Below are 22,102 nucleotides of genomic sequence, written 5' to 3'. Positions count from 1 at the left end.
GAAAAAAGGAACTCAAAATAATAGTTCCTTTTAACCTGGTACAATAGCATCATGTATCTTATTTTTATTTTTCTAATAAATCTACATTTATAATATTATGAAATAAAACATCTCTCTGTACTTTTTCTATTCTAGTATTTATTAATTCACCTTGAAAATTAATTGGTAATATTAAACTCAAACCATTTCTAGTTACTGATGTATCTAAATCATTTCCATTCATTTGAATATTATATACTCTTCCGTCTATTCTCTTCAATGTTCCAGTAATTATACCTTTATTTCTTAAAGTCTTTCCTTTCTTTTTTATGTCTCTACTATTTACTTCTAACATTAAATCCACCTCACTAAATTTACTTTACATTTCAATATATTTTCAAAGCTCATATTTAATTACTTAATATTTATATCAATATCAAAACTTTTGAATAACATATATAAGTAATTTATTTATGGAGTAATATATGAAAAAATTCAAAATCCTATCTTTTGATGGTGGTGGTATTAAAGGAGCTTTAAGTATTGAGATTCTGTCTAGAATAATAGATAACTATCCAAATTTTTTAAATGAAGTTGATCTTTTCACAGGAACTTCAACAGGAGCTATAATTGCTGCTCTCCTAGCAAAAGGTGTACCAATTGATGATCTTAAAAAACTTTATTCTAAAGAAATTTCTAGTGAAATTTTCTCCAGCCCTAAGCTAAATATTTTAAAGCCTAAATTTAAAAATAACTGCCTAAAAAAAATAATTTCAAATTATTTTGACCATAACTTTAAAATAAATGATTTTAAAAGATATATTATTATTCCAGCCTTTTATCTAGGAGATAAAGATACAAAATCTTGGGAACCTATTTTCTTTAATAATTTATCCAAAAATAATACAAGTGATATTCTTGCTAGAGATGCTATTTTAGCTAGTTCTGCTGCTCCTACATATTTCCCATCATATAATAACTATATCGATGGTGGAGTAATAGCTAATTCTCCTACTGCAATTTCCCTTATATTAACTTTATCTTCAATGACAAAATATAAAAAAGAAGATATATTACTATTATCTATAGGCACAGGTGATAGTCCTGAAAAAATAATAGGCAAAACACATAAATGGGGAATACTTCAATGGTCATTTAATCCATTTAGCAAAATGAAATCACCATTATTAGCTTTATTGATGGATGGTATGTCTAACTTAGAAGATTTATACTGCAAAGAATTTTTAAAAGAAAATTACTTTAGAATAAATCCAAGAGTTCCAAAGTTTATAGACTTAGATGATTATAAATTTATTCCTTATCTAAAGGACATAGGAACAAATTGCGATTTGTATAACTTATTAGAATACTTAAAAAATTTTTACTTTAAGTAAATTTTTGCGTACTTTTACACAATTTTAATATATAATGAATTATATAAACATTTATTTGTTTATATAGTTTAATAATATTACCACCTTACTCTTATAGTTATCTATTAAAAAATGCTAAGCCTATTTGACTTAGCATTTTTTATTATAAATTATTTATCTACTTTTAATACTGCCATAAATGCTTCTTGAGGAATTTCAACTGATCCTACCTGTCTCATTCTCTTCTTTCCTTCTTTTTGCTTTTCTAACAGCTTTTTCTTTCTAGAAATATCTCCACCATAACATTTTGCAAGTACATCTTTTCTCATAGCCTTTACTGTTTCTCTAGCTATTATTTTAGATCCTACTGCTGCTTGAATTGGTACTTCAAACATTTGTCTTGGAATTATTTCTTTAAGCTTTTCAGCTATACCTCTTCCCTTTTCATATGCTTTCTCTCTTGGTACTATCATAGATAATGCATCTACAACATCACCATTTAACATAATATCAAGCTTAACTAATTCAGTTTGAGTATATCCCTTAAATTCATAGTCTAATGAAGCATATCCTCTAGTTCTAGATTTTAGTGTATCGAAGAAATCATAAACAATTTCATTTAATGGAATATCATAATTAATAGAAACTCTTGTTTCTTCTAAATATTGCATATCAATGAAAGTTCCTCTTCTTTCTTGACATAATTCCATAACAGCACCAACATAATCTGAAGGGGCTATTATACTTGCTTTAACTATTGGTTCTTCCATATAATCTATTTCTGTAGCTTCTGGAAGGTTTGTTGGATTTGTAAGCTCTATTACTTCTCCATTAGTTTTTATTACTTTATAAATAACTGACGGTGCAGTTGTAATAATATCCAAATTAAATTCTCTTTCTATTCTTTCTTGAATTATTTCCATATGTAATAATCCTAAGAATCCACATCTAAATCCAAAGCCTAATGCTATTGAAGTTTCTGGTTCAAAGCTTAATGCAGCATCATTTATTTGAAGCTTTTCTAATGCATCCTTTAGTTCTTGATACTTGGCTCCATCTACTGGATAAATACCTGAATAAACCATAGGAACTGCAGGCTTATACCCTGGTAATGCATCTTTTATTGGTCTATCTGCTTCTGTTATAGTATCACCAACTCTTGCATCTCTAACATTTTTTATTGAAGCTGCAATATATCCAACATCACCAGCTCTTAATTCATTAATAGGTAATGTCTTAGGTATAAATACTCCAACTTCAGTTACTTCATATACTTTATTTGTTGCCATTAATTTAATTTTAGTTCCTGGCTTTACAACTCCATCAAAAATTCTTACATAAGAAACAACGCCTTTATAGCTATCATAATAAGAATCAAATATTAATGCCTTAAGTGGAGCGTCCTCATCTCCATCAGGTGCCGGAATCTTTTCTACTATTGTTTCTAAAACATCACCAATATTTAGTCCAGTTTTAGCTGAAATCATTGGAGCATCTTCAGCCTCAATTCCTATTATATCTTCAATTTCTTGTTTAACTTCATCAGGTCTTGCAGATTGTAAATCAACTTTGTTGATAACAGGTGCAATTTCCAAATCATTATTTAATGCTAAATAGCAGTTAGCTAAAGTCTGTGCTTGAACACCTTGGGTTGCATCTACTACTAAAATAGCACCTTCACATGCAGCTAAACTTCTTGAAACTTCATATGTAAAATCTACGTGACCTGGAGTGTCAATTAAATTTAATATATATTCTTCTCCATCATCTCTTCTATAAACAAGTCTTGCTGCTTGAGACTTAATAGTTATTCCTCTTTCTCTCTCTATATCCATATTGTCAAGGATTTGCTCTTCCATTTCTCTTTGTGTAAGAGTTCCTGTGGCTTCCAATAATCTATCAGCTAGGGTTGACTTCCCATGATCTATATGGGCTACTATAGAAAAATTTCTAATATGTTCTTGTCTATTACTACTCATATATAAAACTATTGCTTAAATAAGCAAATAGTCACTTCACCCCCATTGTAATTTTCAAGGTAAATTATATCATAATGTCTAGGTTATGTGTCAATATAAATATGAAGTTGTTAATAAGTGTTAATTACTATTATTCTCTTCTAGAAAATCATTTATTATCTTATCTAAATCTTCACTTTCATTATTGATTTCATTATTTTTTATTTTACCATTTATCTTATCTATTATACTACTAAAGCCATTGTATAAAAAACCACCCATTTCATAAAACTTTTCTGTTAATTTATTATTTGTATTTATTATAAACTCTTTATCATATATCCTAACAGTTGTATTTTCGATTTCATCCCTTGGAGTATAAATTTTTACTTCTGCATCATCTTTAATAAACTCCTCAAAATCCTTACCAAACTCCTCCTTAACTAACTCATAGTTATCTTCACCATTACCAACAGGTGATAAGGCTTTTGTGTTAATAATATTAATTTTTATTACTCCTAGTACTACTATTATAAAAAAAATTAGTGTTCCTATTAAAACTTTTTTATTAATCAAAAAAGCACCCCCTAGTTTTTACTATCTAAAAGGATGCTCATAAAAATCAAATTTTATTCATATTTTACCTATTTAAATGTTCTGCTATTATTCTTGCAATATATTTGCTAGTTAATTTTGCTTCTTGTGCAGTATTAACATTTGCTCCATCTTCTATAAGTATAAAATTATCACTTAAGCTATAGTTAATGGCTGTAGCTGCTGGATTTATTTCATGAATATCTCTTATTAAGCCTGGAAATAATCTATTGCCAATATTGTATAAGTTTTCTACAAAGGCTTTATTAGCCTCATATCTACTGCTGTTTGGCGCTGTAACAAACATCATTTTAGCTAAACTTTGGTTATTTATATTCATTGTATAAATACTTTTTAATTGTTCAGCTTTTGCTCCATCAACTCCATCTCTATGAAGATCTATAATAACTTTAAAATCACCATATTTATTTAAATACTTATTTAGGGTTTCATTTGACCTTGTATAGCTTTCGTTATAAGAAACGCTATGATTTGTTTTATCATGAATAACTGATATTCCATAACCTTCTTCTAACTCTTTAGCTAATACATCTCCAACTCCAGCCACGTTAAAGTCAGTGTCTGTAGTTAAGTTTTCCCTTTCAGAATAATTTTCTGTTGTATGGGTATGAAATATAAGTACTTCTATTTTAGAGTTATCTAAACTCTTTTTTAAACTTGGATCATATGCTTCACTTACCTTATTTAATTCTGCTATTTCTTCATCAGTCATCTTAGCAATACTTTCTTTTTTTAGTGAAAATGGTGTTAATTTATTTATAGATGATGCTATTTCTGAGCCTGCAAACATCTCACTAAAAAGACTAATTTCCTTACCTACTATTTTAAAAACATTTATACCTCTTATTCCCATGGCTTCTAAAGCAACATTTTTTAAAGAAAGATTATTTTCAACATATGCACCTTCATCATATACTGCAGTTTTTACTACTGGCATAGAAAAGTTAAGCATTTGAACATATGCATACCCACCTGGATCATTATAGTTATTAACTACATTTATTGCTCTTATAATAAATATTATAAAAGCTACTATAATGATTAAATATCCCATACTAAAATTTTTATTGTTAATACCTAACTTTACATTTTTTCTTGCCCCCTGCTTATTAGGTGAAACTTGTCTTAATGAATACATGCAACTCCCCCTTCCTCTAATAAGTATATTTAGAGAGTTACATAATTATTAATAAATAAAAAAATATTTTTACTTCATAAATTTATTTATAACTTTTACTTTAGTTTTATTTTTATACTAACTTTTATAATGTTTTAATGAAATACATCTTAAAAAATATATAAATGGAGCTACCGCAGCAGCTCCATACTAAAATTGTGAGACAGCACCAATCTTATTTATCTGTCCTCAAAATTTTTCTTTTTTCTAGTTAATATAAGATATACAGCTAATAAAACCCCAATGACAAGAATTCCAACATAGGGCCATATATTTGTTTCATCACCAGTTTGCAGATTATCTGAATCATAATCTGTAATTGTTTCTTCATTCCTAAAAATATTTGTTACGATAAATGAGGTTCCCTCTTGAGTAATGGATACAGTATAACTCTTTGGTACATTTGGTTCTATTACAGACCAATGGTATTTAGTATTCAAATCTTTCCAAGTATATTCCCATTGATTACTTTCATTTAAAGTAATGGTATCATAAACTGTACCTTCCTTGAGAAGATGAAGGGTTATATTCTGTGGACGATTATCACTATTTTCGCTATCTACCCAAATTTTACGAACAAAATAATCCTCATAATTTTCTTCATCAATTATTGAACCATATTTGTCATACTTAGGATCTACTGTGATATCATCGCCATCTGTTAATACAACTAAAAAAGGAATAGGAGTATAATAGTAATCATCTATGGTATATGCTTTTCCTAACACAAGATACATTCCTGATTTCAGATTCTTGAATGTAACTGTATTATTATAAGTCTTATCACTTACTGTTTCAGGAATATTATCTGCTTCAACATAGGTTGCTAAAGTGTATGAAAGTGCTTTCCATACTTCCGATGTCTTAGCATCAATAGAAACTGGATATTCTGAAAAATCACTTGTAAGAACATATCCACTCTCACTTTCTTCTGCTACCCTATAAACAGAAAATTCTATATCAGAATGAATATAATTAAGTGTTAAATTTGCAGTATCCTCAATATTTGAGGCAAGTGACATAAGCGGCATACTCATGAAAAAGCTGCAAAGAAAGCCTATTATGAATGTTATTATTTTTAACCTGTTGTATTTCTTCAAAACTTCAACCTCCTCTCTTTGGTTCTCATTTTTCGTTTTTTCTAAAATGTTTATCTTCTCTTCGTCTTTCATACTTACCCCTTTTAGTAATGAAAACACGCCATAAAAACAGGATAAGTAACAAAACAATAAATATAAACAGAAGAATCTGCCACCATGTGAAGTATTTTAGTAGCCAGCTGTTATCTTGATTTTCTATATTATCAACGCGACTGCCACGCACAAGGAGTCGTTCAGTGTTCACACCATAGGGATAGCAGGTATAAAGTGTGACATAGTCCTTACCATCAACAATATATAAATCTTTAATATCATCAGGTTCAGTTATGAGTATCTGATCAACTTCGTAGGTTAACTGACGATTTAATACGAAAAGTGTGAATAAGTCACCTATTTCTAGCTGATCTATATCAGTAAACATTTTTGCTTTTACAAGACCAGTATGTGCTGTTATAACGCAATGGGTACTTTCTCCACCAGTAGGTAAGCTTGAGCCTAACCAATAACCAGCTCCAGACTGAAGTTCTTTTTCTTCTATTCCTTGATATATGGGTAAATGCACATTAATTTTAGGAATATCTATATATCCCATCATCCCAGTATTTAAAGGATTAAGCAAAGTAGCAACCTTTTCAACCTCGCCTTCCTCCATAGTAAATTGAGATTTTTTTCCTAGCAGATAACTATTATATTCTTCTGCAGCAGCCCATAAATCTGCATAATCTTCTTTAATTGCTTCTACTACCTCGGTATAATGGTTCATTTCTTTTTGAAGTTTCCACCTGGTACACCTATCACAGATAGTTGGATAAAGAAGAATTCCAAATCCAATTACCAAAAGAAGAATGAATAAAATTGTTGATATACTTGGTTTATGTTTCATATATTCTTAATACATTCCTTTTCAATACTAAGCTTATCATCAAATATTATATCTGCTCTGATGCAAGATATAATATTCAAATACAAACGGAGACAAGTTCCTATTTTAGTCTCCGTTTGTTTCAATATATTTTAAAATTTTATTTTAATTTATTCTCTTCTTTTTCTTTTGTGAAGTTATAAATAATACACAAGCTGCACCAATAATAACTACCCCAACAATGGTAAATATCATTGTACCAGTACCACCAGTTTGAGGAATTACAGAGTTTGCAAATTTAACATTTGCAATATTAGTTCCTTCAGAAGCATTTTCAGGAAGAATAATAGTAATAGGCATATCACTCTTTACATATCCATAAGGAGCTTCTGTTTCGGTAACTGTATATTCACCTTCCTTAAGACCTTCATAAGATACATAACCATCTTCTCCAGAGATAAGTGTAGCAATAAGATTTCCATCGCTGTCCTTAAGTTCAAATTTAGCACCCTTTAAACCTTTATCTTTATTTGTTTGGTCATACTTAAAGATTTGGATACCAAATGTATCTATTGTAACAACATCTTCTTCAGTTTTATCACCTTCATAGTCAACCCAAGCCTTATTGTAATAAGTTCCAGCTTTTATATCACTATTAGCTGTGGCAGAATAGGTCATAATTATAGGTGCTGTTCCAAAATCAGAATCTGTAAAATAGCCAGCTTGATATAATTTAACAAGGTCAATTTCTACATAAATAGTAGTATTGCCTTCATCATCAGTACCAATTACAGGAGTAACTTCAACCTTTGCTCCATTTACAGTAACTTCTATAGAATCATCAACTAAAGTTAGACCCTTGTCCATGATATCGTTGAAAGCTAACTTATAAGTACCACTATTTAAATCATCGGTAAATGAATATAAACTTGGTCCATCAGGAGTCTCAGGTTCTAGGTAATTTTTTAGGTCCTGAGGAACATTAGATACCAATTTAAAGTTAATTGTTTCATCCTTAGCAACGCTAGTGCTCTTTACGTCTCCATTTTCAGTTACAATATTCTTTTCTAGTCCAGGATAGCTAGTTTTATTACCACTTACCCAATAAATACCATCCTTAAACCAAGTAAATGTTTTCACCAAATTCTCTTCATCAATACCAGTAAAACTTATAGTATTAGACTTGTTAGCGTTAGCTTCTTTTATCTTCTCACCAATATAAGCATTAGTTCCATCAGGATTTTTACCCCAATCAACTTCAAAATCATCAATTCCAGTTAGAGCCCAATAACCTGTTTCATTTGCTGGTGCTGTATAAGTGGCATAAAACTCAATTGTACCTGGTTCTATTGCTTCTACATAGAAACTGCTCTTTCCCATAGTATTACTTGTTAAAACATCAGATACAGTTTCTCCAGCTTCTCTTAAGTTTACTAAGCCAACAACAGCATTAGTAAGTGTATTATTATTTATATCTGCCTTAATAGCTCCAGTGTTGGTTTGATCCTGAATTACTACTTTACATCTCAAATCATCAGTTCCATTTACAGTATTGTTAACAAAGCTAAGTGTTCCAGCATCTCCAGAACCACCATAGTATCCATGAAGTGCAAAGGAGCAATTATTGAAAGTATTTCCTGATACAATAGCATTCTTCATAAGAGTGCCATCACCATACATAGAAATAGCTTCTTTTAAACCATTAAAACTACAATTTTCAACGTAAAACTCATTAACACCAGTATTAATGAATACACCAAATGCAGTATCGCTTCCATCAAAAATACAATTCTTTATAGTTGGTGCACTTGGCTTAAGGCCACTTTCAGAATACGTAGAAATAGCTGCAGAATACCATGGATCTGCTTGCGTACCAACATCTAAGGTTAAACCCTCTAATGTAACATTAGCGGCATAACGGATGGAAATACCCGCAGTATCCGGATATGCACTGCTTGTTGGAGCAGGTGCTGGGCTATTATCTAAAGTGTTAATAATAACATTTGCGCCATCAGCTGCTTTTACAGTAAGGTTATCCATGCCATCTAGCACTGTAAACCTGCTGTAAGTACCACTATTTACTTGGATAGTCCAACCAGTTTTATCAGCTTGACCATCTATAGCATTGATAGCATCTTGAATTGTTGTATAGTCGCAGTTTTCTCCTCCAACTGTAACTAATTTATTAGCTATATCCATAGCTGATACTTTAACTGGCAGAATTGAAAAAATCATCATTGCAGCAACAAATAATGAAAGAAATTTGTTTTGTTTTTTTCTCATTCTAATTCTCCCCCTATTAAATAATTTTTGAATCATAGTTTCCTACGAGTTCATTAATATGAAAATTTTGTTCTCTACAATCAAAGTACAACATCACATTCGACTCTATACTATAACTCCAATAAATCAATTTAATCTTTTGTATTCAACTAGGATTATTCTTGCTGTCAATGTTACTGTAATATTATGGTGTAGTATGAAATTAATATAAGTTATTCATAATAATTTCCATACCCAAACACTTTAATAGTTTTAACTTTAGCAAGAGTTTTAGTGCAGGTATATTTTTTTATGCTCCAAAATAAGACTATCTATTTTAGTGCATTATTTACCTGTTGTTGTCCTGATTTTCTTCACAAAGCTTATAACTTTATGATTTTAAGAACAAACTTCACTTCAATGAATATTATAACATTTATACATATATTATACAATATATATATTACAAATAAATTAATATTTTACATTAATATACATTAAAAACAACAAAAAATAACTCCCCACACTGAGAGTTATTGATATTATTAAAATAAATCAAATATAGTAAAAATTATCTTTCTATAAACTTTATTATATTAAGCTATTTTTAGATTCTTTTATTCTTCCTATATCTTTTTTCATAAGAATATATAATAAAATTTTTAATTCATAAATTTATTTATATCCTCCATATCTAAATTAGGTTGTATTGCCATATTAATACCATTTGCAATTATCTTAGCTAAGGATTCAATTACTGCATCAACATCCTTTGGAGTAACCATTAAATCACCTACAAAAGGATCTAATACTTCCTTTATTAATTGACTTTTTTCAAGCTTATCTACTGACTTTAGCATATTATAAAAATCTTTTCCCTTTTCAGCCTTACTAATAAGTCCATCTAATACAAGATCTATAGTATCATTTGCTATAGTTGCCGCATGAACTACAGTAGGTACTCCAATAGCTACAACCTTTACTCCTAAAGTTTCTTCATTTATCTTCATTCTATGATTTCCAACACCTGCTCCTGGTGATATACCAGTATCGCTAATTTGTATAGTTCTATTTACCCTTTCAAGCTTTCTTGAACCAAGAGCATCAATACATATAACTAAGTCAGGTTTTATTCTATCTACTAATGATTTTATTATTTCTCCAGTTTCTATTCCTGTTATTCCAAGAACCCCTGGAGATATACAGCAAACTGGTCTTACTGATTCATCTATAGCCTCTGGCATAACTTGTTTTAAGTGCCTAGTAACCATTATTTTTTCCGTAACCTTTGGCCCTAATGAGTCTGGTGTTACATTCCAATTCCCAAGCCCTACAACTAATGCAGTTTTTTCTTCTGGCATATTTACTAATCTAGTCAAAACATTATCCACAACCTTTGAAACATTATCCATAGATTCACCATCATAATGAGTAAATTCTGGAAAGTCTATTGTTATATAATTTCCTTTAGGCTTTCCTAATTCTTTACCAGCTTCATCACTTTCTATAGTTACTGTAGTTATCTTAATATCTCCCTCTTTTTCTTCATCTACAATAACACCATCAAGCTCTTTTTTGTTTTCTTTAGTATACATATCTCTAGCTTCTATAGCTAAATCTGTTCTTACATTAATCATAAAAATACCTCCAAAAAAACTATTATCCTTTTTATTTTTCCTTAATGTTTCAATTTAATACTTGAACTTATAAACTTTCAATGATATAATCTAGTATGTTAAAAACGAACTCGAACGCAGATTTCCCCAAAACTGCAAAGAGACCCTAATAAAATTATTAAGGGGGTGAATTTAGAATGGCAAATATTAAATCAGCAAAAAAGAGAATTAAGGTAACTGAAGCAAAAACTGCTCAAAACAGAATGATTAAATCAGCTTTAAAAACTGCTGTAAAGAAATTTGAAGTAGCTGTTGCTGCAAACAACGTTGAAGAAGCTAAGGTTCTTTTCCCTAAGGCTGTTAAAGCTTTAGATATGGCTGCTCAAAAAGGAGTATGTCACAAGAACATGGTAGCTAGAAAGAAATCAAGATTAGCTGCAAAGTTAAACGCTATGGCGTAATGAAATAAGAAGCCGATCCAATGGATCGGCTATTATTTTTTTACCTATTTATTTTTAATTTATAATATATATTTACTTAGTCATAAATATGTTAAATATCATTAGTTCCAGTTCCATATTCTTATCTACACCTGATGTTTTAATCTTATTTTCAGTTTCTAAACATATTTCCATTATCTTTTGAAGCTGCTTTACAGAAAATTTATTAGATTGATTAATTAATTTTTCACAGACAAAGGTTGGAAGTTTAAATTTACTAGAAATATCGTTAACTCTTGCTCCACTTTGGACTAATATTTTTATTTCATAAAGTCTTTTGAAATTATTTTCTATATTTGAAATAATAAGCATATGTTGATCACTTTTGGATAATAAATCGTAAAGTAGATCTAAAGTTTTTTCAACCTTCTTTTGAGAAATAAAATCTACTAAATCAAAAATATCATCCTCACTAGAATTAGCAATTAACTTATCTATATCAGATTTATTTATAGCTCTATTTTCAGTATATGAAATAAGCTTATCAGCTTCTCTTCTAATTATATCAAAGTTATTTTGCACCTTTTCCGCAAAATATTTTAACTCAACCTTTCCTATTTCTTTACCCTTTTCTTTAAAAACTTCTTCAACTTTTTTATAATATCTATCTTTTTTTAATTTATCAAAATATACTACCTTCGAAACTTTTTCTAAAGCTTTTACTTTATTACTTTTCTTAGGGGTATCTCTTTTATCATTAAATAAATAATACATTATAAGAACTGTATAGGTTGGTAAGTCCTTTAAATACTTAAGTATGTCATTATAAAGCTTAGTCCCTGTAGCATCAGTTTTTTCTTTTAAAAAACCTGCCCTATAAACTACAACTACCTTCTTATCACCCATAAAAGGCATAGTTTCACAAGCATTCATTATTTCATCAAAGGTGGTTGTTAATCCATCTAGTCTTATATAATTCAAATCCAGTAAGGAGGTATCAATAGTAGTATTAACAATTAAGTTTATTCCTTCTTTAATTAACTCTTCATCTAAGCCACAAAAAATATAAGAATTTTCTATCTTCCCTTTCTTAACCTCACCTTCTAATACATCAAAATCTATCAAAGCAATCTACCTTTCTTAATTAGTTACTAAAACTTTATTTTTCAATAAAATAATTTTTACATAATTACTATGTTTGCAGTCTATTATATCATAATTTCCATCAAATTTCCCACTAGAAAGCTTTATTAAATACCTATTTATACTATTTCTTATTAAAATATTCTTATTAATTTTTTCTATCTCAATACTGTTATTTAATTTTATCTTTTTAAAACTTTTATATTCACTATTTGATAATAAAATATACTTATATTTATTTAAATCAGCACTTTCCTTTATTGCAATTAAGGATCTTTCCCCTTTATAGCTAATTAATAATATTCCATCTTTATAATATTCAAACTTTGGATAAGGGCTATAAAAAATAATGAATAAATAAAATATTATTAATGTTGGAAAGTAAATAGAATTCTTATATCCTCTTCTATAAAAATAAATTGTTATTAACATTATTATATAGCTTATTGCTATTATTTCATTTAAAAATAATATACTTGGTAAAATATTAAGCAATTTCTCTGAAATTATATCTATAGCTAAAGTTACATAATAAGAAATAAAGACAATATAATTAAAAATAATTTTGAAATTTATAGTTAAGGCTAAAATATTTCCCAGAATTACAACTGCATTAATTAACGGCATAAGTATTATATTTCCAGCTAAGAATCCTAAAGAAAACTCCCTAAAATATAATACTAAAAAAGGAAAGGTAAAGACTTGTGATGATAAACTAATAGCTGTTCCCTCCCTTAAAATCTTTGGTAATCTATATAAATCCTTATTAAACTTTTTATTAAATAAAATTATTCCAAGAGTTGATAAAAAACTTAATTGAAAACCAACTTCAAAGATGCTATAGGGCTTATATAAAATTAAAATTATACCTGCTAAGGATAGCCCTGCTAAAGGATTATAGCTTCTTCTAAAAGGTATTGCTAAGCTTAAACATAAAAGCATTATATAAGACCTTACAGTTGATATAGCTGCTCCAGTAAAAATTACATAAATAACTGCTACAATGGGAGCTATTTTATTTCCTAGAATTTTTTTCAACAAAGAATACACTAAAACCATATGCAATCCAGATACAGATACTGCATGTAATACCCCTAAATTTTTCATGGTACTTTCATCTTCTCTATCTAAAAATTCTGTATATCCAAATGATATGGATGTTATTAAAGCAGCTCTCCTACTTCCTAACTTTTCTTTTAAATTATTAAATATATATTCTCTAATTCTATATATTTTCCCCTTTAAATCTGTATTCAATTTTTTATAATCTTCTATCTTTACTTCTCCTAATATTCCTCTTTCAACATTGATATCTTTATTTAATTCTATTTTAGCTAGTAATCTATCTCCTAATTTTATATCTTTAAAATCACCAGTTAAGTAAACCTTTCTTCCTCTAACTTCACCTATTCCTCCGTAATTATTTAGAGAAATTATTCTAATTTCTTCATTATTATCACAACTTAAATTGTAATACAAATAATTATTTATTATAGGAATAAGTGAAAATAAGGATAATATAATTAATAATTCTAATTTTTTTATTAAAATAAGAAAAATAAAAAAACAGCCAACAAGTATAATTGCTAGCCATTTATTCTTATAAAAAAGTAAAAATACACTGCTTGATAATATGAAAACCAAAAATATATATAGTAATATATTATATTTATTATTAAGCTTCAATGGCAACACCTCATTTTAAAGTTTTACCATTTTTTTATAATTAAATCTCTCAGTGTAAAAATAAATAAAATCCATACAATAACTATTAATATTATAAATTCAAATCTCCGGATTAACCTTACAATAAATTCTAGCCCTTGATACAACTTTTATTAATTCCTCATCATTTAATGATTCTAATTCTAACCCTGATGTTATTTGATCTTCACTAGAAATAAGGCCTATTTTTCTAACAAAAAACTCTGCTGATATAATATTTTCATCTGTAAATATTATAGGTAAAATTCTAAAATCTAATATTTTGTTAAGTTATTTTGTTAAGTTATTTTTAAAAGCATTATTTAACTGTTTTAAATATATATTATCATTTTGTCTTTGGATTAAATATTAAAGCCATTATATATCCAAAGAATATCGCTGCCGTAATTCCAGCAGCTGTTCCTGTTATACCCCCTGTAAAAGCTCCAATTAGCCCCTTTTCCTCTACAGCCCTTATTGCCCCCTTTGCTAAAGAATTGCCAAAGCCAGGTAAAGGGATACTCGCTCCTGCTCCTCCTATTGCAATTATTTTATCATATATTCCAAAGGCACCTAACACAGTTCCTAATGTAACGAAAATTACTAGTATTCTTGCAGGTGTTAATTTAGTTGTATCCATTAGGATCTGACCTATAACACAAATAATACCTCCCACTACAAAAGCACTAAGATATTCCATAAGAATTTCTCCTTCCTAATTTTTAAACTCAATTGCAACAGCATGAGCAATTCCAGGAATACTTTCTCCTTGAAGAGATGAAGTTGTACTCATTAAAGCTCCAGTAGATACTAAAAGAATATTTTTTATTTCTTTTCTTATCATTTTTTTATAAAAATAGCCTGAAGCTACCACGGCTGAACATCCACATCCACTTCCACCAGAGTCTGTTTTTTGAATATTATCATCAAATATCATATCTCCACAATCAAAATAATTACTTCTAATATCATATCCATACTCTAATAATAATTTACAAGTTATTTCCTTTCCTACTTTCCCTAAATCTCCTGTGACTATTGCATCATAATAACTTGGTTCTCTTCCAGCATCCTTTAAATGCATGGCTATTGTATCTACAGCTGCTGGTGCCATTGCCGCTCCCATATTATTAGGATCCTTAATTCCATAATCTTTTACAACTCCTGTTGTAATATAAGTTACTTCTGGATAATTTCCTTCTTTAGCAAGTACCATAGCCCCTGCACCTGTAACTGTCCATTGTGCTAATGGACTTCTTTGAGCTCCATATTCTAAAGGAAATCTAAATTGCCTTTCTGCAGAACTAAAATGTGATGATGTTGCTGCAACAACATATTTTCCAAATCCTCCATCTAACATCATTGATGCTACACTTAAAGATTCTGACATAGTAGAGCAAGCTCCATAAAGCCCAAAGAATGGTATATTAAGTTGCCTTGCTGCAAAGGATGAAGATGTTAATTGATTAAGTAAATCTCCAGCAAACAAATAATCTACATCCTCTTCTTCTATTTTCCCCCTATTTATAGCTGAAGTTATAGCTGTATATAACATCTCACTTTCAGCCTTTTCAAAAGTTTCCTTTCCATATAAATCATCATTTAATATTTCATCGAAATAGCTTCCTAGTGGTCCTTCTCCTTCTTTTGGTCCAACTATAGAGTATGTTGCTATAATTTTAGGTGTATTTACTAATCTAACTGTTTGCTTCCCAATTTTCTTTGTTTCATTCATACTAATTCCCTTTCTTATATTAACAACTGAATAATATAATAAATTATTCCTATAATAACTGAACTACCTATTCCATATACTAGTACAGGTCCTGCTATTGTAAACATCTTAGCTGCAACTCCAAATATAAATCCTTCTTGTTTAAATTCAATTGCTGGAGCAACTATAGCATTTGAAAAACCTGTTATTGGTACTACTGTTCCAGCTCCCCCATAGGATGCAATTTTATCATATATACCGACACCAGTTAATAAGGCTCCTAAAAACACCATAATAATCGGAAGAAGCATCTTAACATCATCCTCTGGGAAACCATATTTTATTAAAAGTTCTTGAAAAATTTGAGCTATAGTACAAATTCCTCCTCCAACTAAAAAAGCTCTTATACAATTTCTAGCTATTTTAGGTTTTGGATTTGTCTGATTGGCAATAGTTTTAAACTTCTGTAATATTTGTTGTTCACTTGGTTTTTTATTTTTAGACATAAGAATACCCCTTTCTATAATTCTATAAATTTATTATTCCAATTTATAAAAAATCAACTCTGGAATTTTATTGAATTTCAAGAAACAAAAAAGCCCCTTTAAAGAGCTTTTTAAATGTACATTTATTCTTGTAATTTTTCTTTCATTAGTCCTAAAACTTTTTTCTCTATTCTTGAAACTTGAACTTGGCTAATGCCAAGCATATTAGCTACTTGCACTTGAGTTTTATCTTTAAAGTATCTCAGCATAATAATTTGTCTTGACTTGCTATCTAAACTCCTTAAAGCTTCCTTAAGTGCAATTCTATTTATCATGTCACTATCATCTTCTCCTTTTTCACTTAATTTATCTATAAGCAAAACAGGAGCTCCATCATCTTGATGAATAATATCATAAAGATATTGCATATTAACTGATGACTCTATGGCGAATAATATTTCTTCCTTATCTATATGTGAATATTCAGACAATTCTTCAATAGTTGGTTCTCTATCTAATTTTTTAGTTAACTCTTCTTTATCAAAATGAAGCTTTCTAGCTAGACTTTTTACATTCCTACTAACCTTTATTATACCATCATCTCTTATAAATCTTTTTATCTCTCCAATTATCATAGGAACTGCATAAGTAGAAAATTTTACATTAAACTTATCATCAAAATTATTAATAGCTTTAACTAAACCAATAGATCCGATTTGAAATATATCTTCATAATCATAACCTCTATTTAGAAACTTTTTACTAATAGATGCTACAAGAGGTAAATTCATTTCAATTACCTTGTTCATTGCTTCTTGATTACCTGCTTTAGCTAGAGGTATTAACTTTGAATTTTCTTCGTAATTATACACCTCTTTTCTTATATTTCCATTTTCCATATAATTCACCTAACTTACTGTATTAAATTTCTTCTTCATAATAACTTTCGTACCTTCTCCATATTCACTAAAAACTTCTAAGTTATCCATAAAGGTTTCCATAACAGTAAAGCCCATTCCAGACCTTTCTAGCTCCGGTTTAGAAGTATATAATGGTTCCATCGCTTGTTTAACATCCTTTATTCCCTTGCCATAGTCTTCAATTATTAGGGTTATTTCATTTCCAGTTATACTTGCTTCTATTTTGATTATACCCTCTTTTTTGTTTTCATAACCATGTATTATAGAATTTGTTACAGCTTCTGATACAGCAGTTTTAACATCTGTCAATTCTTCAACCGTTGGGTCTAATTGAGATACAAAAGCAGCTACAGCCACTCTTGCAAAACCTTCATTTTCGGATTTGCTCATTAATTCAATACTAACTTTATTATCAACCATTTTAAACCCTCCATTAAATATTCACTATGGCTTCATCAATATTTCCATAAACATCTATTATTTTATATATACCCGAAATTTCGAAAACTTTATTTACCGTTCTATTTATTTCTGCCACGCATAATTTTCCATTTCTATTTTTCATTTTTTTATATCTACCTATAACAACTCCTATTCCAGAGCTGTCCATAAAAGTAACACCACTAAAGTTTAATATAACTTTTCTTATGTTATCTCTATCTATTCTATCATCTATCTTAACCCTAACTTCTTCTGCACTGTGATGATCTAACTCCCCCATTAATCTAATAATAAGTGTATCATCTTGCTTTTCAAATTTAAGATACATATAAATTCGGGACTTTTCATTATTCACTTTACATTTCTGCGAAGCCCCTTCCCCCCTCTTAATAATATAATTTCCTTCTTTTTCCATAATTTTAACATATTAGTTTATTTCTAGTCAAACATAATTCTGAATTTTATAGCAAAAAAGAATTAATATTCATATAATATTAATTCTTTAGTTCAAAATATCTATTTTTTAATAGTATATTTTTTAATTTCTTCTTTTAATCCAGAGTAGAATTCTTCAATACTCTCATTACCATTTAATAATAAAGTTTCTATAGCATCGTCTATATTATCCATAATATATATATGAAAATCTCCATCCTCTATAGCCTTCTCAACTTCTGGCATTAAAATTAACTCATCTTTATTAGAAGAAGGAATTAATACTCCTTTATCCTTGTAATCATCAATAAATTCACATACTTTAAAAAAGCCTTCTATTTTCTCATTTACTCCACCTATTGCTTGAACTTCTCCTAGCTGATTAATTGAACCAGTAACAGAAATATTTTGCTTAATAGGCCTCTTTGTTAATGCAGATAAAATACATATAACTTCTGCTACAGAAGCACTATCTCCATCAATAATTCCATAAGATTGTTCAAAATTTAAATAAAAATCCACAGGAATATCCTCATAAGAATTAATAATATTACTAATTAATCCCTTAATAATATTAATAGATTTTTCATGAATTTTCCCACTTAATTTACTCTCTTTATGAATATCTATTATTTTTCCACTTCCCTTATGAGCAATGCAAGTTATTCTTACTGGTTTTCCAAAGGAATGGTATCCAGTATCTAGTACTGATAAACCATTAATTACGCCTACTTTTTCCCCTGTTACTGATAATATAATTTTACTTTCTTCATAAAGCTTATCGTATTCTTCCTCGATTCTTTCTTTGTAATATACAACATTTTTTATATCATTGCCTTCAATTAATAAACTATTTCTTTTTTTAGCATTATAATTTGCAAGAATAATAACTTTATCTATTTCTGTAGTATCTATATTAATTTTAGTTTTTCTACTTGCACTTCTTGATAGATATTTAATAATTTCATTTATTCCTTCTTCTGTTATTTCCATAAGACCATTTACTCTTATCTTATTATCTATAGAGGACTTTATATAATTTACAGCATTATTATTAACATTAACTATAGGATAAAATTCAGCTCTTAATGGAAATAACTTACTAAAATCTTCATCTAAATTATATAATGTATCATAGGTTTCCATATCTCCAATTAAAATAACCTTAACATTTATAGGTATAGGTTGTGGCTTTAAAGTATTAATAGAAATTATATCTAAATAAGATTTTGATGCATCGTAAGTTACCTTATTAGTCATTAATGCTTTTTTCAAATGATAATATGAATATCCATTACTAGCTAATGTATTCATTCTAATAATTAAACAACCTCCATTAGCTTGTAATAAAGAGCCTGAATTAATTAATGAAATATCTGTTGTATAAACGCCATTATGATTTTCATATTCTAAAAATCCCATTAAATTATTAACACTGGGATCCTCTTCATATATAACTGGAGGATGATAAGTTATGCTATTATCAACTAATAAATGAATATTATATTTATTTATTACATCATATAGTTTTTCTTCGTCTTCATCTATATCCATGGTATAGCATTCTATTATATCCTTTTCCATAAGACTAAATAATTTTTCTAAATATTCATAAGCACTATCATCATCTATAAACTGAAAAAGTATTTCATCCTTATAATCTTCCATCTCTTTAGTTAGAAAATCACTATATACTTCTTTTAACTTACTTATAGATTTTACTTCTATGTCTTTTATCTTTACTAAAACTACTTCTGCTTTCTTTTTTAATATACTAGCTTTTGCTACAATTACTTCTTTTTTTTCTCTATCTAAATTATCATATTCTCTTTCACTTATAACTTTTCCATTTATTAATGGTATAAAAGCAAATCCCTTATTTGTTACTTTTACCTCAAAATTTTCTTTTTTAGCCATTTCCATCAATTCACTCATATAAGAATTTCTTTTACTTTGTATTTCTTCAATTAATTCATCTTTTTCATCTTCTTTAGAAGAGTTATAAAACTCTTCAACTAACTCAATATAATTATTGCGTATACCTTCAACTGCCTCTACTAATTTATTACCATTGCCATTAGTTACAAATAAAACTTCTGGTTTTTTGTAGTCATCTAATACAATATAACAAATATCCTTAGGAGGTTCTTTAAATTTATACTGCTCCTTTATATAAGCCTGAAGTTTTGTTAATTTTTCTTTCGAAAATGAATCTATCAAATAAATATTATAGCCTTCTCTATTAATATTAAGGGCTCTTCCTATCTTTTCATACTCTCCATCTATTTCAGGTATCATTGTTACACTGCCTTTTTCTTTGTTTTCCTTAAATTTAAAGTTAAATTTTACCTCTTGAGAAGTTAATTCTTTTTTCATATATTCCTACCTTCAAATTGACTAGCAATTTTAAAGAAGCAGTTCCCCCCTTTATTTAGTTATTTACTATATAGATATTCTAATGGTGTTGGTTTAGGGATAAATTTTTAAAAATAAATTGTTTAATATCAATACAATTAATTATATTTATATTGGTATTAACTAATTCTAAAAAAATAAGACCTTTATAGAACATTAACTTGTTCTATAAAGATCTTTCTTTTTATAGTAAACTTAAAAATTTATCAACTGCTTCTTCGGCATTTTTATAATCTGCTTCTGAAGGTACAAAACAAAATGATATTCCTGGCTCTACAACTTTAAGCTTTAAGTCTTTAAGTCTTGAGGTAAGCATTTTTACACCTTCACCACTCCATCCATAAGAACCAAAAGCCACAGCTGCTTTACCTCTATTTATTATAGGATTTACTAATGATAATAAATCCCAAGAAGGCTTAACTGCATCTTGATTTATTGTAGGAGAACCAATCATAAATCCTTTTGCCTTTTCTAATCTAGCTATGCTTTCCTCTAAAGGAATTGAAGTAATTTCAGTTATATTTGCTACATATCCTTTAGATTCTACTTTTTCTTTTAAGTACTTAGCCATATCTTCTGTATTTCCATATGCAGATATATAGAAAATTTCTACTCTTTTTTCATCAATTGCTTCTTCTGTTGCCCATTCTCTATATAAATTTAATATATGGCTTATATTATTAGCATGAACTGGTCCATGACTTGTAGCAATACATTCAATATCTAAATCCTTAATTTTATTGAGTCCCATTAAAACAAATCTTTTAAATGGTCCCATTATACAGTCAAAATAATATTTCATCTCAATGTAATAATCATCATCTAAATTTGACATTATTCCACCATCAGGACAATAATGTGAACCTGTAAAATCACAGGTAAACAATAGCTTTCTTTCCTTAACATAAGTGAACATAGTATCGGGCCAATGTAAGTTAGGAGCTGATATAAATTTAAGAGTAGTTTCTCCAAGATTTATTTCTTCTCTAGCTTCAGTATATTTAAACTCTTTATTTAAAATGTTTTTTAAATATGTTATAGCAGCTTTTGAGCCAACTATAGTAGCTTCTGGATAATCCTTTATTAAATTAATTAAAGAACCACTATGGTCTAATTCTGTATGTTGAACAATAATATAGTCAACTTTTTTTTCTCCAATAACTGATACTAAATTTTCTTTAAATTCATCATAAAAACCTGTTTTAACAGTATCTATTACTGCTACTTTTCCATCATTAATTACATAAGAATTATAGGTAGTTCCTTTTTTAGTTTCCATGATAATATCAAAGACTTTTAAATTGGGATCCTTAACTCCTATCCAATAAATATTGTCTCTTAATTTTTCTCCTGTCATACAACTGCCTCCATAACGCCAATTTATTAGTTGATTTACAGTTAATATCTTATCATAATACTATTTAGCAAACAATTACTAAATGTTCATATTATATATATTTTTC

At 28.5% G+C, this 22,102-nt stretch carries 20 protein-coding genes; 2 read left to right on the top strand and 18 right to left on the bottom strand.

The features are described from left to right. Positions 1-64: 64 nt before the first annotated feature. Complete coding sequence (locus tag ACQRD5_RS10725) at positions 65-334, bottom strand: hypothetical protein (RefSeq protein ID WP_294168934.1); 270 nt, start codon at positions 332-334, stop codon at positions 65-67. 130 nt (positions 335-464) lie between these two features. Here ACQRD5_RS10725 and ACQRD5_RS10720 point away from each other — a divergent pair, with 130 nt between their 5' ends. After that, positions 465-1,373, top strand: a complete 909-nt coding sequence (locus ACQRD5_RS10720) for a patatin-like phospholipase family protein (RefSeq protein ID WP_294168935.1) — start codon at positions 465-467, stop codon at positions 1,371-1,373. Positions 1,374-1,522: 149 nt separating this feature from the next. Here the strand turns inward: ACQRD5_RS10720 and lepA are convergent, their stop codons facing one another. The 7 genes from lepA to gpr all read right to left on the bottom strand — a co-directional run bounded on the left by lepA (position 1,523) and on the right by gpr (position 10,963). Further along, positions 1,523-3,331 carry a translation elongation factor 4 gene (lepA, locus tag ACQRD5_RS10715; protein WP_291626831.1) on the bottom strand — a complete coding sequence of 603 codons (1,809 nt, stop codon included), beginning with the start codon at positions 3,329-3,331 and terminating at the stop codon, positions 1,523-1,525. A gap of 120 nt (positions 3,332-3,451) precedes the next feature. Then, complete coding sequence (locus ACQRD5_RS10710) at positions 3,452-3,886, bottom strand: hypothetical protein (RefSeq protein WP_291626829.1); 435 nt, start codon at positions 3,884-3,886, stop codon at positions 3,452-3,454. Positions 3,887-3,950: 64 nt separating this feature from the next. Continuing rightward, entirely contained in the window at positions 3,951-5,063 is a 1,113-nt protein-coding gene (locus ACQRD5_RS10705; RefSeq protein WP_427746789.1) for a stage II sporulation protein P, read from the bottom strand. 218 nt (positions 5,064-5,281) lie between these two features. Continuing rightward, entirely contained in the window at positions 5,282-6,274 is a 993-nt protein-coding gene (locus ACQRD5_RS10700; protein ID WP_294168940.1) for a Cna B-type domain-containing protein, read from the bottom strand. After that, on the bottom strand, positions 6,228-7,085 hold the full coding sequence (locus ACQRD5_RS10695; RefSeq protein ID WP_291626823.1) for a class C sortase: 858 nt from the start codon (positions 7,083-7,085) through the stop codon (positions 6,228-6,230). Before ACQRD5_RS10695 ends, ACQRD5_RS10700 begins: the two co-directional genes overlap by 47 nt. Before the next feature lie 144 nt (positions 7,086-7,229). Beyond that, entirely contained in the window at positions 7,230-9,347 is a 2,118-nt protein-coding gene (locus ACQRD5_RS10690; protein WP_427746788.1) for a SpaA isopeptide-forming pilin-related protein, read from the bottom strand. Between the two features lie 641 nt (positions 9,348-9,988). Then, positions 9,989-10,963, bottom strand: a complete 975-nt coding sequence (gene gpr, locus ACQRD5_RS10685) for a GPR endopeptidase (protein WP_291631133.1) — start codon at positions 10,961-10,963, stop codon at positions 9,989-9,991. A gap of 176 nt (positions 10,964-11,139) precedes the next feature. On the opposite strand from gpr, the gene rpsT reads away from it, so the two are divergent. Further along, positions 11,140-11,403 (top strand): 30S ribosomal protein S20, encoded by a 264-nt coding sequence (gene rpsT, locus ACQRD5_RS10680; protein WP_191748197.1) that lies wholly within the window; start codon positions 11,140-11,142, stop codon positions 11,401-11,403. Between the two features lie 72 nt (positions 11,404-11,475). Here rpsT and holA read toward each other — a convergent pair whose 3' ends face one another. From holA to ACQRD5_RS10630, 10 genes are all read right to left on the bottom strand, one after another. Beyond that, positions 11,476-12,507 carry a DNA polymerase III subunit delta gene (holA, locus tag ACQRD5_RS10675; RefSeq protein ID WP_294168946.1) on the bottom strand — a complete coding sequence of 344 codons (1,032 nt, stop codon included), beginning with the start codon at positions 12,505-12,507 and terminating at the stop codon, positions 11,476-11,478. Between the two features lie 15 nt (positions 12,508-12,522). Then, a complete protein-coding gene (locus tag ACQRD5_RS10670; RefSeq protein ID WP_291631135.1) occupies positions 12,523-14,004 on the bottom strand; it encodes a ComEC/Rec2 family competence protein in 1,482 nt (493 codons plus the stop codon). A 571-nt stretch (positions 14,005-14,575) separates the two neighbouring features. Continuing rightward, positions 14,576-14,929 carry a stage V sporulation protein AE gene (gene spoVAE, locus ACQRD5_RS10665; RefSeq protein WP_291631136.1) on the bottom strand — a complete coding sequence of 118 codons (354 nt, stop codon included), beginning with the start codon at positions 14,927-14,929 and terminating at the stop codon, positions 14,576-14,578. Positions 14,930-14,944: 15 nt separating this feature from the next. Beyond that, positions 14,945-15,964 carry a stage V sporulation protein AD gene (spoVAD, locus tag ACQRD5_RS10660; protein ID WP_294169580.1) on the bottom strand — a complete coding sequence of 340 codons (1,020 nt, stop codon included), beginning with the start codon at positions 15,962-15,964 and terminating at the stop codon, positions 14,945-14,947. Between the two features lie 14 nt (positions 15,965-15,978). Continuing rightward, on the bottom strand, positions 15,979-16,449 hold the full coding sequence (gene spoVAC, locus ACQRD5_RS10655) for a stage V sporulation protein AC (protein WP_291631139.1): 471 nt from the start codon (positions 16,447-16,449) through the stop codon (positions 15,979-15,981). Positions 16,450-16,571: 122 nt separating this feature from the next. After that, positions 16,572-17,327 (bottom strand): RNA polymerase sporulation sigma factor SigF, encoded by a 756-nt coding sequence (sigF, locus tag ACQRD5_RS10650; protein WP_291631141.1) that lies wholly within the window; start codon positions 17,325-17,327, stop codon positions 16,572-16,574. 9 nt (positions 17,328-17,336) lie between these two features. After that, positions 17,337-17,768: an anti-sigma F factor gene (spoIIAB, locus tag ACQRD5_RS10645; RefSeq protein ID WP_294186887.1), complete on the bottom strand. Its 432-nt coding sequence runs from the start codon at positions 17,766-17,768 to the stop codon at positions 17,337-17,339. 13 nt (positions 17,769-17,781) lie between these two features. Beyond that, positions 17,782-18,117, bottom strand: a complete 336-nt coding sequence (gene spoIIAA / locus ACQRD5_RS10640) for an anti-sigma F factor antagonist (RefSeq protein WP_291631145.1) — start codon at positions 18,115-18,117, stop codon at positions 17,782-17,784. 188 nt (positions 18,118-18,305) lie between these two features. Beyond that, positions 18,306-20,600: an AAA family ATPase gene (locus ACQRD5_RS10635; RefSeq protein WP_291631204.1), complete on the bottom strand. Its 2,295-nt coding sequence runs from the start codon at positions 20,598-20,600 to the stop codon at positions 18,306-18,308. 223 nt (positions 20,601-20,823) lie between these two features. Then, positions 20,824-21,996, bottom strand: coding sequence for an FprA family A-type flavoprotein (locus ACQRD5_RS10630; protein WP_427746786.1), 1,173 nt, complete (start codon positions 21,994-21,996; stop codon positions 20,824-20,826). Positions 21,997-22,102: the final 106 nt, after the last annotated feature.

It is taken from the genome of Clostridium sp. SGI.024 (assembly GCF_050315195.1).
Taxonomy (GTDB): domain Bacteria; phylum Bacillota; class Clostridia; order Clostridiales; family Clostridiaceae; genus Clostridium.
This window is presented reverse-complemented; position numbering and strand designations above follow the sequence as displayed.